This window comes from Pedobacter sp. MC2016-05 (assembly GCF_026239735.1).
In the GTDB taxonomy this organism is placed as follows: Bacteria; Bacteroidota; Bacteroidia; order Sphingobacteriales; family Sphingobacteriaceae; genus Pedobacter.
The window spans coordinates 91,218-106,652 of sequence record NZ_JAPIVT010000012.1; the positions used below are offsets into that span (position 1 = coordinate 91,218).

General features: G+C 38.8%; 10 protein-coding genes. 3 read left to right on the forward strand and 7 right to left on the reverse strand.

Annotation, left to right across the window (positions count from 1 at the left end; genetic code table 11):
* Positions 1 to 96: 96 nt before the first annotated feature.
* Positions 97 to 762 (forward strand): tetratricopeptide repeat protein, encoded by a 666-nt coding sequence (locus tag OQZ33_RS15630; protein WP_265800031.1) that lies wholly within the window; start codon positions 97 to 99, stop codon positions 760 to 762.
* Between the two features lie 121 nt (positions 763 to 883).
* On the opposite strand, the gene OQZ33_RS15635 is transcribed toward OQZ33_RS15630, so the two are convergent.
* The 4 genes from OQZ33_RS15635 to OQZ33_RS15650 all read right to left on the reverse strand — a co-directional run bounded on the left by OQZ33_RS15635 (position 884) and on the right by OQZ33_RS15650 (position 3,605).
* Positions 884 to 1,171, reverse strand: a complete 288-nt coding sequence (locus tag OQZ33_RS15635; protein ID WP_265800032.1) for a hypothetical protein — start codon at positions 1,169 to 1,171, stop codon at positions 884 to 886.
* 14 nt (positions 1,172 to 1,185) lie between these two features.
* Positions 1,186 to 1,746: an aminoacyl-tRNA hydrolase gene (gene pth, locus OQZ33_RS15640; protein WP_265800033.1), complete on the reverse strand. Its 561-nt coding sequence runs from the start codon at positions 1,744 to 1,746 to the stop codon at positions 1,186 to 1,188.
* 193 nt (positions 1,747 to 1,939) lie between these two features.
* Complete coding sequence (locus tag OQZ33_RS15645; protein WP_056851931.1) at positions 1,940 to 2,524, reverse strand: 50S ribosomal protein L25/general stress protein Ctc; 585 nt, start codon at positions 2,522 to 2,524, stop codon at positions 1,940 to 1,942.
* A gap of 139 nt (positions 2,525 to 2,663) precedes the next feature.
* Positions 2,664 to 3,605, reverse strand: a complete 942-nt coding sequence (locus OQZ33_RS15650; RefSeq protein WP_056851930.1) for a ribose-phosphate pyrophosphokinase — start codon at positions 3,603 to 3,605, stop codon at positions 2,664 to 2,666.
* A gap of 368 nt (positions 3,606 to 3,973) precedes the next feature.
* Between OQZ33_RS15650 and OQZ33_RS15655 the strand changes: the two genes are divergently transcribed.
* Complete coding sequence (locus OQZ33_RS15655; RefSeq protein ID WP_265800034.1) at positions 3,974 to 7,000, forward strand: DUF2723 domain-containing protein; 3,027 nt, start codon at positions 3,974 to 3,976, stop codon at positions 6,998 to 7,000.
* Between the two features lie 227 nt (positions 7,001 to 7,227).
* Complete coding sequence (locus OQZ33_RS15660; protein WP_265800035.1) at positions 7,228 to 10,269, forward strand: DUF2723 domain-containing protein; 3,042 nt, start codon at positions 7,228 to 7,230, stop codon at positions 10,267 to 10,269.
* Between the two features lie 277 nt (positions 10,270 to 10,546).
* Here the strand turns inward: OQZ33_RS15660 and OQZ33_RS15665 are convergent, their stop codons facing one another.
* The 3 genes from OQZ33_RS15665 to OQZ33_RS15675 form a co-directional block, all read right to left on the reverse strand.
* Entirely contained in the window at positions 10,547 to 11,509 is a 963-nt protein-coding gene (locus OQZ33_RS15665; protein ID WP_265800036.1) for an acetyl-CoA carboxylase carboxyltransferase subunit alpha, read from the reverse strand.
* 645 nt (positions 11,510 to 12,154) lie between these two features.
* Positions 12,155 to 13,714: a S10 family peptidase gene (locus OQZ33_RS15670; RefSeq protein ID WP_265800037.1), complete on the reverse strand. Its 1,560-nt coding sequence runs from the start codon at positions 13,712 to 13,714 to the stop codon at positions 12,155 to 12,157.
* A gap of 124 nt (positions 13,715 to 13,838) precedes the next feature.
* Positions 13,839 to 15,428: a SusD/RagB family nutrient-binding outer membrane lipoprotein gene (locus OQZ33_RS15675; protein ID WP_265800038.1), complete on the reverse strand. Its 1,590-nt coding sequence runs from the start codon at positions 15,426 to 15,428 to the stop codon at positions 13,839 to 13,841.
* Positions 15,429 to 15,435: the final 7 nt, after the last annotated feature.

The following is a 15,435-nucleotide window of genomic DNA, read 5'->3' on the forward strand; positions in this document are numbered from 1 at the left end:
CTCTAAATAACTAATGTTTAATTAAATACTTCAAAATAAAGATTGATTCTTTGATTGAAAAATGTATTTTTGCAATCTTAAATTTTTTAAACAAACATGTCTACAACAGATAACCAGACAATTCAACCTATTAAAAAAGGTTCATTTTTACAGGAAAACACTAAGAGCTTATTATTTATAGCAGGTGCTGTAGTTTTATTAATCTTAGTATATCTTTGGTACCAAGGTGTGTATTTAAAAGACCGTGCTGAGGTAGCTGCAAGCAAAATGTTTAAAGCTGAACAATTTATCGGTGTAGATTCTTTATCAAACAAAGCGATTAAAGGTGAAGGTGGATATCCAGGTTTAGAACAAATCGCAAAAGAATACGACAACACAAAATCGGCTAATTTAGCCAATTTATACCTAGGTGGAATTTATCTGCGCAAAGGCGATTACAAACAAGCTATTGAATCGTTAAGCAAATATAGCGCTACTGGCAGCCCAGTTGCAGATCCATTGGCTTTAGGATTACTAGGAGATGCTTATAGCGAATTGAAAGATTATAAACAGGCTACTACTTACTATAAGAAGGCTTCAGATAAAGCAAGCAAGTTTACTTCTCCAATGTTCCTTAAAAAATTAGGACTGGTTTCAGAAAATCAAAAAGACTTTAAGGGTGCTGTTGATGCTTACACAAAAATCAAAACACAATATCCTGAAAGCGCTGAATCACAAATGATTGACGCTTATATTGCCAGAGCTCAGGAACAAGTGAAGTAATCATTAACCAAAAACATATCAAAAAGGCCATCGAAAGATGGTCTTTTTTTTTGGGAAAATTCGCCCTCATTCCCAATAATAACTAATGAGCAATATTATTACTGGGATCTGGCGAGAGAAATTATTTTAGGAATCGGGTAACTAATTGATTCCATTCTTCTTCCAAAGAGATATCTGGACGAGTTTCTTTGGCTCGTGCATACCAGTAATCGGCATTCCAGATGTCACCTTCTTTTCGATGCAAATATGCGTGTACCAAAGATGCTGAAGCACTATTAAGATGATCTACTTGTTTATGTGCATTATCCCAATCTCCCTTCCCATCGTACCAGAGTGCTTTCAACTCAACATTAAGTTGCGCTGGCGGCTGACCGGTTTTTAGAGATTGTTTAAATTCAGAAAGCGTCATAAGAATTTTTTATTCTATTTATTAAAAGCAGTCATCGTGTGAGCAGGCCCAATAGTAACAAAACTCTTAATCAAGTCTACACTTTTATCTATTAAGGCTGGGAGTTCGAGCTGCTCATTTTTATCGAACAAACCCAGCACAAAATCAACCTGGCGACCCTTTGGGTAATCGCTACCGATTCCAAACCGAAGGCGGGCATAATTTTGTCCGCCACAAACTTCTTCAATACTTTTTAGCCCATTGTGGCCAGCACTCGAACCTTGAAGTTTAAGTCGTAATTTTCCTAACGGAAGCGCAAGATCATCCACGATCACCAAAACATTTTCTGGAGTAATCTTCAACTCTTTCATCCAATAGTTTACAGCCTTCCCACTCAAATTCATAAACGTAGTGGGTTTGATTACATAAAGTTTTTTTCCTTTGAAACTTACTTCCGAATAATAAGCTAAACGGATGTTGTCAAAGCTACCATTTAAGCTCTTCACCAATTCATCGGCAATATCAAAACCTACATTGTGACGAGTATGAGCATATTCTGGTCCGATATTTCCTAAGCCAACGATGAGATATTTCATGTGTGCAAATGTAAAAGCTTAAAGCTGAAAGACCAAAGATAAATACAGGATGTATGATATTTAGCGGAATAAAGGAAATGGACAGTGGGAAATGGAGAATAGAGGCAACAAAATAGCAGCATATTTAAAAATTTTGAATAAAAAAAACGGCTCGATTTGCATCGAGCCGTTTCTTAAAATCAAGAGAACTTGATTATTTTTTACCTTTAGCAGCTTCAGTTTCTGCTTGTTTTAATGCTCTAGACATTGCAACAGAAACGATAGTATCTTCAGGAGTGTTAGTAATTACGAATCCGTCAACTTTTAAGTCGCGAACACGGAATAAACTACCAACTTCTAATTTATCTAAGCTTACTTCAACGTTTTGTGGCATGTTAGCTGGTAAAGCTTTAACGCGAAGTTTACGTAATTTCTGAATTAATTTACCCCCCATTTTAACACCTGGAGAAGTTCCTGTTAATTTAACTGGAATTTCCATCACGATTTCTTTCTCGTCGAATAACTGAAGAAAATCGATGTGCATTAACACGTCGGTAAGTGGGTGGTATTGAGTGTCTTTAACGATAGCTTTAGTTTTAGCACCGTTCACATCAATTTCCACAAAATTTACTTCCGGGGTATAAATAACATCTCTTAAATCAGCAATAACTACAGCTAAGTGTTGTTGCTCTTTTCCACCATACAATACCGCCGGAACTTTACCTTCGTAACGAAGTTCCTTGGCATCGCGTTTCCCTACGTTCTCTCTTGGAGAACCGCTAATTGCGATTGTTTTCATTTTATTTATTTAATTAGTAGTAAGTATTTAGTATCAAGTATCAAGACCTTAAGCCTTCAACCCTCTACCTTTTTATTAATTAGTATAGGTATCGAGTATTAAAACTTAGCCTTAAACCCTCTCTACCTTTTACCTATTTTTAAACTCTAAACAAGTCACTAATCGAGCCATGTTCGTTTACATTAGCAATTGCTCTTGCAAATAAACTTGCTGTACTTAGCACTCTAATTTTCGGACTTTCAATTCTTAAAGGAATAGTATCCGTAACAATTAATTCAGTTAACACCGAATTTTCAACCGTTTCTACTGCTTTGCCTGAAAGTACAGCATGTGTACAAACCGCTCTCACACTTGCAGCACCATTTTCCATAATCAAAGCCGCAGCTTTTGATAAGGTTCCGGCGGTATCGCAAATATCATCAATCAACACTACATCCTGCCCGGTTACATCTCCAATAATCGACATTGATTCGATCTCATTAGCACGTTTACGGCGTTTATCGCAAATAATTACCTCTGCATTAAAAAACTTTGCAAAAGTACGGGCCCGGTATGAGCCACCCATATCTGGCGACGCAATAGTTAAATTAGGTAGATTTAAACTTTTGATATAAGGAACAAAAATTACCGATCCATCTAAGTGATCCACCGGAATATCGAAGAATCCTTGTATTTGTGCCGCATGTAAATCCATCGTCATGATGCGGTGGATACCTGCAGATTTTAATAAGTTAGCTACCAATTTCGCACCGATTGCTACACGAGGTTTATCCTTTCTATCCTGACGGGCTAAACCATAATAAGGAACAACTGCAGTAATATAATGTGCTGAAGCTCTTTTAGCGGCATCAACCATTAGCAAAAGTTCCATTAAATTATCGCTGGGCTGATAAGTAGATTGGATTAAAAAAACATCGCAGCCGCGGATAGATTCATCAAAAGAAGGTTGAAATTCGCCATCACTGAATTTGTGAATGGTAACATCACCAAGTGGTTTGCCGTAACTTTCAGCAATTTTAAGTGATAGTCCTCTTGAACCTGTTCCGGAAAATAACTTTACCGGGTTAAACTGCAATGGCATGATCCGTGTAGTTTACGGTTAAAAAAAATCGGATCATGTCATTTTACAAACACGATCCGACATTAAAATTTTCGTTGTCCGACCTGGATTCGAACCAAGACAAACGGTACCAAAAACCGTTGTACTACCCTTATACTATCGGACAATCTTTCTCGAGAACGAATCCTCGAAAGGGAATGCAAATGTAGGAACCTTATTTTAATTTTGCAAGAGTGATTTTAAAATATTTTTAATTTCTCTCCTACTGTTCCTTCTTGCGTTGCAAAGATAAAAAAATCATCATATCGCATGCAACATTTTATTTTTTTATACGACTTTTTTAAGTGAGGACCACCTAAATCATTTATTATCAAAGACTAAATTTTACTATGAACTACGCTAAAATTAACACCATTACGGGTTGGCTATGCTTTTTAGTTGCCGCTACAGCCTACATTCTAACTTTAGATCAATCGGTAAGCTTTTGGGATTGTGGCGAATTCATCGCCTCTGCCTTCCGGATGCAGGTGGTTCATCAACCTGGCGCTCCTCTCGTTTCCATGGTTCAACGGCTATTTTCTACTCTCGCTTTCGGCGATAAAACGATGGTTGCATACTTCATGAATTCAGCATCTGCATTGGCAAGTGCCGGCACCATTTTATTTTTATTCTGGACAATTACTGCCTTGGCCAAAAAAACCATCATCAAAAACGGCGAAGAAATCAATACATCAAAAACCATCAGCATTATTGGCGCTGGCTTAGTTGGCGCTTTAGCCTATGCATTTTCAGATAGTTTCTGGTTTTCGGCAGTAGAGGCTGAGGTTTATGCCATGTCATCGCTATGCACAGCGATAGTTTTTTGGGGAATTCTGAAATGGGAATCGCAAGCCCAGGACGCCAAAGCAGATAGGTGGTTGCTTTTCGTGGCGTATATCATGGGCCTATCTATTGGTGTGCACTTGTTAAATCTATTAGCCATTCCGGCTTTAATCTTCGTGTATTACTTCAAGAAATATCCAAAACCAAGCTGGCAAGGCATTCTCAAAGTTTTCATGATATCAATTGGTACTTTGGCCTTTGTTCAGTTCGGAATTATTCAATACCTGATCTCCTCTGCTGCAAACTTCGATTATTTCTTTGTGAACAACCTCGGTTTAGGTTTTGGAACAGGTATTTTGTTTTTCGCTATTTTGGTTATTGGTAGTTTAAGCTATGGGATAATTTACTCTATCCGCAAGCATAAAAGAGCAATGAACTTAATTGTGCTTTTTACCACGCTGTTGATTTTTGGCTACAGTTCATTTGCCATTTTAATCATTAGAGCACATGCGAAACCAAACCTTAACAACACCAATCCAGAAAATGCTTTTAACTTTTTGAGTTATGTAAACCGATCCCAATACGGCGATCGTCCGCTACTTTACGGCGAAAATTACAACTCTGAGAAAATCGACATCAAAGAAACCGGGCAGCTTTACAGAAAAGGAAAAGATAAATATGAATCTGCCGGCACTAAATCAGAATATGTTTTTGCTGATAAAACATTGGCTCCGCGGATGTATAGCGATAAAGCTGAACATGCTAATTTCTACAAAAACTACATGGGTTTTGATGATTCCCATAAGCCAACTTTGAGCGATAATTTAAGTTATATGTTCTCTTTTCAAACCGGCCAAATGTACATGCGTTATTTTATGTGGAATTTTGTGGGTAGACAAGATAATGAAGACGGACAGTTGGGCGGGCGAAACGGTGCCTGGTTAAGCGGCGTTAAACCACTCGATGCATTAAGATTGGGTAATCAAACCAATTTGCCACCATCTATTACCGAAAACAAAGCCTACAACAGGTTTTTCTTTTTACCATTGATTATTGGTTTAATCGGAGCCATTTGGCATTTCAAACGTAACCAGAAAGATGCAGGTATTATCGGATTGCTTTTCGTTTTCACAGGCGTGGCCATTGTAATTTACCTCAACTCGGTGCCTATCGAACCACGTGAAAGAGATTATGCCTATGTAGGCTCATTCTACGCTTTCGCAATTTGGATCGGACTCGGCGTATTTGGTTTGAAAGATTGGGTTTTCCAGAAGCTTTCGCCAACCAAGGCAAGCATTTTCGCTTCTTTAATTGCCCTTTTATCCGTTCCTGTACTCATGGCCTCACAAGGCTGGGACGACCACGATCGTTCTGAAAGCCACCTAGCACATGATATGGCTGTGAATTACTTAAAATCATGTGCGCCAAACGCTATTCTTTTTACCTATGGCGATAACGATACCTATCCAGTTTGGTATGCTCAGGAAGTCGAAAATGTTCGTCCCGATGTACGGGTAGTAAATTTAAGTTTGTTTACTGCCGACTGGTATATCGATGGAATGAAACGGAAGCAAAACCAATCTGCACCGCTGCCGTTAACTATAAAACCTGAACAATATGTAGCCGGAACGCGGGATGTGATGTATTACCAAGATTATAAAATTGCACAACCAGTAGAACTGAAAGATATTTTGGAAGTTTTGCTCTCTGATAATGATCAAGACAAGGCAACCATGAGCGACGGTTCGAAATACAATATATTGCCTACAAAAAACTTAAAACTAACTGTTAATCCGAAGCAGGTTTTAGATACTGGAACAGTGCCAAAAGAAGATGCGGGTAGAATCGCGAGCGCCATGGAGTGGACTTATGAGGGTAATTATGTAAGTAAAGGCACTTTGGCTCTATTCGATCTTTTAACGCACAACAATTGGAAACGGCCGATTTATTTTACAAGTGCCATGCCGAAAGATCAATACCTTGGTTTAGACAAATACCTTTACACCGAAGGGCTCAATAAGCGATTGCTTCCGTTAAAACCAGATCATTTGGAAACTGAAAATGATGAATTAATCAATCCAAAGCCAATGTTTCATAATTTAATGAGCGTTTATGGCTATGGAAACATTAAACACGCCAACCACCTGGATAGACAATCGGCAGATGATGTTACTTATGTTTCGAATATGTTTGGTGGATTAGCAAGCACACTGATTAATCAAGGCAAAACCATCGAAGGCAAACAAGTGGTGAACAAATATTTTGAGGTCATTCCAGAAAAATTTTATACCATGCGCCAGGTAGTAAGTTCATTTTATATTACTGAAAGCCTTTATCGATTAAACGATTTGAACAGAGCTAACCAAATGATAAATAAATCAGCAAGCCACATTGATAAGGAGCTTACTTATTTGGCTGATGTTTCTGAAAGCAAAAGCCAACTAGTATCCGAGCAAAATGTCCGCATTTACCTTACCTATCTTGCCCAGATGGTGCGGTTGACAGAAACATTTAAACAAAAAGAATTAAGCAAAAAACTGGAAGATCAATATAATAATCTAATCGGTCGCTTCAGTCCATTTGCTTCAAGTTAGGTTATCATCTTTCAAAAATGAACTCCGTAAACAAGATTTTCAATCTAGTTTACGGAGTTTTGTATTTATTGAAATTAAAAGTTGATTAAAATAGTGAATACAAATGATAGCTAAGCCGTTAAAATTTGTTAAATCAATCCAATAATTTACCTGTTTTATCGACTAGAATAGTTAATTTCGGCAGCATTTTTATGTGAAAACATTTTTTAATATCATCAAACAACCCAATGAATTATTCAAAAGTCAATAATATAGTCGGCTGGATCTGCTTTTTAATTGCCACAATAACTTACGTTTTAACTCTTGAACCATCAGCAAGTTTCTGGGATTGCGGCGAATTTATCGCCTCAGCATTTAGAATGCAGGTTGTTCACCAACCAGGAGCACCATTATTTTTGATGATTCAACGCTTCTTTTCTGTTTTCGCCGCAGGAGATTTAACCAGAATTGCTTACTGGATGAATATTGGCTCGGCTATTTGTAGTGCCGCCACCATCCTATTCTTATTCTGGACCATCACCGCTTTGGCCAAAAAAACAGTTTTCAAGGCTGGAGATGAACTGACCACTGGGAAACTGGTCAGTATTATGGGTGCTGGTGCTGTAGGGGCCTTGGCTTATACGTTTTCTGATAGTTTTTGGTTTTCAGCAGTTGAATCTGAAGTTTACGCGCAATCTTCATTGTTTACAGCAATCGTTTTTTGGGCAATTTTGAAGTGGGAAGCCCATGCAGATGAACCAAAAGCCGACCGTTGGCTACTTTTCATAGCCTATATCATGGGTTTATCAATCGGAATTCACTTATTAAACTTACTTACCATACCAGCCTTAGCTTTTATTTATTACTTTAAAAGAACAGGCAAAGCCACAACTTCGGGAATTGTAAAAACTCTAGCAGCTGGTATTTTAATTTTGGCGGTGATCCAATACGGAATTATCCAGTACCTGGTTTCATTTGGTGCTTACTTCGATTTGTTCTTTGTGAATACTTTAGGATTAGGCTTCGGAACCGGTGTTTTATTTTTCGCTGTTCTAGTGATTTCAGCGTTGGTTTGGGGGATTCGTTACTCCATTAAACACCAAAAGAAGTTATTAAACTTAGGCTTAATTTCTACTGTATTAATCATTTTCGGTTACGCTTCTTTCTCAATGATTATCATCAGAGCCAAGGCAGACCCGAACTTAAATAACAGTGCTCCGAAAGATGCATTCTCTTTCTTAAGTTACTTAAATCGTGAGCAATATGGCGATAGACCTTTAGCTTATGGCCCAAATTATAATTCGGAACGCACTGGAATTAAAGAAGGCGGAAAAACAATCTGGAGAAAAGGAAACGAAAAATACGAGAAAGCTGGAGTAAAAACCGATTACGAGTACAATAACAACACTTTATTGCCGCGTATGTATAGCGACGATGCTAGACATGCTGCCTTTTATAAAGAATGGATGCGTTTAGATGATGCCAAAGTTCCAAACTTGGTTGATAACGTAGGCTTTTTATTCAGTTACCAAATTGGTTATATGTATATGCGTTATTTCATGTGGAATTTCGCTGGTCGCCAGAACGATGAACAAGGCCAAGGCAGTGGCCACGAAGGAACCTGGATTAGTGGGATTAAGCCAATTGATGCCATGTTAAGGGGCGATCAAACCAATTTGCCACCATCTACAGTGGATAACAATGCTTATAACCGTTTCTTCTTTTTACCATTAATTATGGGAATTATTGGGGCATTATGGCACTTCAAACGCAACCAAAAGGATGCTGGCGTAGTGGCATTATTGTTCTTTTTTACAGGCATTGCCATTGTTTTATATCTAAATCAAAAACCTTTAGAACCTCGTGAACGCGATTACGCCTATGTAGGATCGTTCTATGCTTTTGCCATTTGGATCGGTCTCGGTGCCTTGGCCATAAAAGAATGGGTATTTAAAAAGCTATCAGCAACAAATGGCGCTGTGGCGGCAACCGTAATTGGGTTATTGGCCGCTCCGGTAATTATGGCGCAACAAGGTTGGGATGATCATGATCGTTCTACCAAGATGGTTCCGCATGATATTGCCTTAGATTACTTAGAATCTTGCGCACCAAATGCCATCCTGTTTACTTATGGCGATAATGATACTTATCCGCTTTGGTATATTCAGGAAGTAGAAAATGTGCGCCCGGATATTCGTATAGTTAACTTAAGTTTGTTTGATACCGATTGGTACATCAATGGCGCTAGAAAGAAACAAAATGAATCTGCACCGCTTCCAATTACAATGAAACCAGAGCAATATGTTCAGGGTGAGCGTGATGTAATGCCATACGATGATTATAAAATTGCTGGTGCGGTAGAATTGAAAAACATTGTGGATCTATTATTATCAAATGATGATAATGATAAGGTTGCGATGCAGGATGGCACTAAATCAAATTTCTTACCTACTAAAAACTTCAAAATTACAATTGATCCTAAACAAGTGTTAAGCACAGGTACAGTTAGCGCAGCCAATGCTTCGAAAATTGTTCCTGAAATGACCTGGACTTTCAACAAAGGTTACGTTACAAAAGGTACACTGGCGATGCTTGATATTTTGGCGCATAATGATTGGAAACGTCCAATTTATTTTGCTTCAACCGTTCCTTCTGAACAATACAATGGTTTAGATAAATACTTGTATAGTGAAGGTTTAGCATTACGTTTAATGCCTTTACAACCTGATACAACAACATCTGAAGAGAGAGCAGAACAATTAAATACACCTGTATTGTACAACAACGTAATGACTAAATTTAAATGGGGTAACATGAAAAATGCTACTTATTTAGATCCACAATCATCTGACGACACCTTTATCTTCACTAATATTTTCAGTAACCTAGCCGGAAGTTTGATTAAAGAAGGTAAAACTACTGAAGCTAAAAAAGTGGTAGATAAGTATTACGAAGTAATGCCTCAAAAATTTTATGGCATTCGTACGGTGGTTGTTAAATTCTACATGGCTGAAAACTTGTACAAGCTTGGTGAAACCGCAAGGGCCAATGAAATCCTAACTCAATCTGGCGATTATATCAATAAAGAGTTGACCTATCTGGCGGATCTTTCTGCATCGAAAGGTTTGACAGGATCACAAAATGTGCAAACTGGACTTTACTATCTGGATAGAATGATTAGAACGGCTAAAGCGAATGGGCAAACCAAAGTAAGCACACAGCTCGAGAAAATATTTACTGGTTTAGAGGCAAAGTTCTCAGCCTATTATTCGCAGCAAGGGCCACAGTAAATTAGTTTACAAAATACACTCAAGCAGCTGCATTTCTTTGTAGCTGCTTTTTTATGGATTATCGAGTGGTTTCGAGGCCTGCGGTCATTTCTAATGAGCGCATTATAGCTTTACGATTCTATCGTAAAATACGATTAGCTATTTACGCGCTGGTTTGGAAACGAGCGTAGGAGTGTATGAACGGGGCAAACAAAACGAAGGTGTCCATGAAACCAATAATCCAAAAAAAATCCCGTTGAGCGATGCCAAACGGGATTTAAAATTTATTTTTTAATGATTATTCATTAACAACGCCCATTTCACAGAATTTTTCAATTCTTTGCTCAATCATTTTATCAGTTTTCAACTTACCTAAAGCGGCCAAATCTTTTATAAGGTATTCTTTCAGCGTTTGCCCCATTAATTCAGGATCTTGATGAGCACCTCCAAGTGGTTCTGGAATAATTCCGTCGATTAATTTGTTGCCAAACATATCATCAGAAGTTAACTTCAAACATTCAGCAGCTTTTTCTTTAAAATCCCAGCTTCTCCAAAGAATTGATGAGCAAGACTCTGGTGAAATAACCGAATACCAGGTATGCTCAAGCATATAAACTCTATCGCCAATACCAATACCTAAAGCGCCGCCAGATGCACCTTCGCCAACAACAATACAAATAATGGGCACACGAAGCACCGACATTTCTAATAAGTTGCGGGCAATTGCTTCACCCTGACCACGTTCTTCAGCTTCCAAACCAGGATATGCACCCATCGTATCGATAAAAGAAACTACAGGTTTGTTAAACTTCTCTGCCAGGCGCATTAAACGTAAAGCTTTGCGGTAGCCTTCGGGGTTAGCCATACCGAAATTACGAAACTGGCGTTCTTTGGTGTTTTTACCCTTTTGGTGCCCGATAACCATCACGGTTTGACCGTTTATGGTAGCAAAACCGCCGATAATGGCCTTATCATCTTTAACTGTCCTATCTCCATGTAGCTCAATAAAATCATCACAAATCATGCTGATGTAATCGAGTGTTTGCGGACGATCGGGATGGCGGCTCATTTGAACCTTATTCCAACCAGTTAAATTTTTATATAAATTATTGGTGGTTTCTTCTAATTTGCCATCAAGCTCGTCTAACGTGGCAGACATGTCTACCTTAGTTTTATCGGCAACTTGTTTAACCTTTTCTATCTGCTGAACTAAATCGGCAATAGGTTTCTCAAAATCGAATGATGTTTTTATTTGCTGCATAATTGAACCACAAAAATAAGTAATTATTTTTAGTTTGCGGTCAACAGTTTTTCTTTACCATTCAATGGGTCTAGAAAACGAGTATAAACAATCGAATTGATTTGAAAAGCAAGGGCGCCAAAGAATAGCAGAGGTCCCGCCCTGCTCTATCTTCTACCCATAAAGAATCGATATCTGGCCGATCGGGTTTAGGTTGCAACACCTGAATAAAGATTGACGAAGATCATAAAACGTTCCTAACGGAACAAAATAATTATCACACCTAATTTGCTACCTTTTCGTCCCGCTGGGACGAAAAGGTAGCAAGAAACAGTTATTTGCGGTCCATAGACTTAGCGTTAAAACAAGAAAAAAAGTGAATTGGTTATCTAATTTGTAAGCCATCTTTGGTAAGATTAATAATTAATATCGCTGGGTACTATTCCTGGAATCTGGATATTTATCGCTCAAACTTTCTTAGGCTTGATTGCAGCGAAAATACTTTTTTGATGATTTCTGATTTTCCACAACAATTACACAAAAAAGATTGAAGCGCAGGACCAACATGAATAGCTATACTGGCTTGGCGCTTCAAATAATTTTATTGTAGACCGATTAAACCCCTGCACATTGATCTTAAAATCCCTAAATCCTAAAAAATCCTGGTTAAAACTTTGCCGCTTCACCTGCTTTTGGTAATGCTTTTTTGATGAACTCCCGAATGTGATTATTGGAATTTTTCAAGTCCTCTTTACGCAGGTACATCATGTGCCCGCTACGGTAGCCTTCCCAACTCATGCGATCTTGAAATTTGCCCGCAGCATCTAATTGCCACATGCTGTATTTTGCATTGAAATAGTCGCAAGCACCATCGTAATAACCCGATTGCACCAATAAATGTAAATAAGGGTTTTGCGCCATCGCCTGACGAAGGTTGTCACCGGTTTGGTCGCCACTTCGATCCCATGGATAAACCGGGCCAAACATGTTATACTTTAAATCGGTTTTGTAATTCAGCTCGTTGCGGATGTACATGTTAATTGCAGGCGTGAAAGAATGTAGCCACGAAGTAAGCTCAGCATTATAATCCGGACCCTCACCTGCACTCATTTTATCGATTCCGCGATAGCGCGAATCTAAACGGCCAACAGTAAAACCCTTGTCTCTCATCAGTTCTTTCCAGAAAAAATTAGTTGGCACATTTAAGTTATAGTCTATTATTACTTTTTCTGATAAGCCAGAATAGCGAGCCATTTTCGCTGCTATAGCTTTCTTTTTTTCACCACTCAACATGCTGCCTTGAGAAATTGCGGGAATCACCTCATTAATGGTGAAGCTTTCTACTTCGGGTAACATGGCTGTTAAATCTTTTGATTGCAAATCCTGAGGCAACAATTTGTGGTACCAGGCGGTCGCCGCGAAGTAAGGCAAACGTAAAGCCGCTTCAACTGGCCCGCCACGCTCTATTCCCAGTTCTGTTGGAGAAACCAAAACTACCCCATTTAGATACATCCACTGGTTATTTTGAAGCTCTAGAGCCAAACCTGAAACACGGGTGGTTCCGTAGCTTTCACCAATTAAGAATTTCGGAGATGCCCAGCGGTTGTTTCTGGTTACAAAAGTATTGATCCATTCTGCCAGATATTTGATATCAGCTTTTACACCAAAAAATTTATTGGTTGGAATATCCTTACTTACTGCTCGAGAGTAACCCGTGTTTACCGGATCGATGTAAACGATATCTGCAACATCCAAAATAGAGTAAGGATTTTCCTTGTAGCCATATGGCTGAACCGGGTAACCTTCATCATCGATGTTTAACACCACTGGGCCAGTGTAAGCAATGTGCATCCAAACTGAAGCAGAGCCTGGACCACCATTGAAGGAGATTACCAGCGGTCTTTTATCGCGGTTAGAAACATCACTTCTTTCGTAATAGGTATAAAATAAGCCAGCTATGGGTTTTCCATCCTCATCCCAAACAGGAAGGGTGCCAGTAGTTGCTTTGTAGGGAACTGCCTTCCCATCGATATTTACAGAATGATTGGTAATCACCGAACTTTCGACCTTTATAGTCCGTTCACTAGCTATTGATTTCGGCTCTTCTTTTACGGTAACCTGGGTTGAGGTAATGGTTTCTTTTGACTGGTTTTTTTTTGGGTTTTGCTGAGCATAAGTAGCTATGCCTGCAAGTAAAAACATGCTTAGTAAAAATCTGGATTTCATTTCGTTGAGTTTGGTTCATAAATATCAAGTTAAACTGCCGTTAATCAAAAACCTCATTAGAAATGTTACTCAAAAAAACCGGTGCCAAAATAAATGACACCGGTTTTCAAAGCTTTAAGTCTGTTTATTTATCCCACCAAACTCTTCCAACCAATTTATCGCCACCCGGAACCGCTGCTGACGCTGTTTTGTAATTCGCAGCATTAGATACGCCTTCTATTAAAGGATAAGGGAACCTTCGTGGAATTGAGCCGCCTGTATTGGTGTTTGGGTAAACAATTGGAACCAGTGCAGGTAATCCAGTTCTTCTCCAGTTCGACCACGTTTCGTAAAAATCCAACATGGTAATGGTGTGCGCCCAATATTGCGTTGAAATCATTTCTAAGCCATTAGCTGCAACATAGGGATGAGCAGTTAAATAGGTAGCAGCATCGCCGGCAGTTAAAGCCATCGATGGATCAAACTGAGATAGATAAGTCATTGCGGCGGTAACGCCAGCATTATAGTGTGCAGCTGCCGAGCCACCAATATTGAAGCGTTGTGCGGCTTCTGCCCAAAGTAATTCAGTTTCGGCATAGGTAAGAATAATGGTATTTCCATCTCTTTTTAACATGCCTGGATTAGGAGAAGAATAATCGGTAAAATCGGTATAAGAAGCATCCTGACGGACATCTCTGCCTGCAATACCACTTAAATCTTTACCATTTGGCATCCCTTTTTGAACCGATGCAGTTGTAATAAAAGCAGGATTCAGGTTTGGCTCTCCCTTTAAATCATCTCTTAAAAATAATTTTGTAACAGCTACCTTGCTTAGCCTAGGATCGTTATTAGTTTTTAAGTAATTGATAAAAGTACTGCTCCATCGAGTATAATAGTGCTCCTGACCACCATCGCCCAACAACACCTGTGCAGCTCTATTTTGAGTTACCCGGCCACCGTTAGCATCATGTTTAAATAAGGCGTTATCGGCATCGCCAGTCATGGTTTTACCAACAGCTTTTGTAATATAGCTTTGCGCTAAAGTTGCATCAGCTTTCGTTAACCTCATCGCCATGCGCAACATTAAACTGGCAGCAAAACGCTTCCATTTGTTTACATCACCACCATAAACCAAATCGCCCGTTACTGCATCACCACCAGCTGTAAGCGCTGTTCCTGCTTCATCAACTTCTTTTAAAAGATCGGCATAAATAGCCTGCTGTGAATCATATTTTGGATATAAATTTCCGGTATAATATCCTTTACCAGCATCTAAATACGGTATATCGCCATACAAATCTGTCAACCGTTGAAACATTAGTGCTTTCCAGATTCTACCAATTTGATGTACGTTGTTGTACTGCGCTTTCCCTTTGGTAAACTCAACCAAGTCTGCTGTATATTTTATTTGATCAGGATAAGCTTTTTCCCAATAGGCGGCGGTGTAGCCCTCATTCAGCATGTATTTATCACCAGCCCAATACCCAATTACTGATGACATGCCCTGCATCATTGTTGAGGCATAAATCAGGTTGCCACGCCAGGTTTCATAAGCAAAATCTACACTGCCCGTATAATTCAATTGGGCTGTTGATAATAAATAATTTGGATTAAACTGTTCTTGATTTACCGATAAAGGGTCTGTATTAATTTTCTCGAAGTTTTTAGTACAGCTTGTTATTAGCGCCAGGCCTGATAATAGAAGTGGTACGTATAATTTTATGATCGTTTTCATTTTCAAT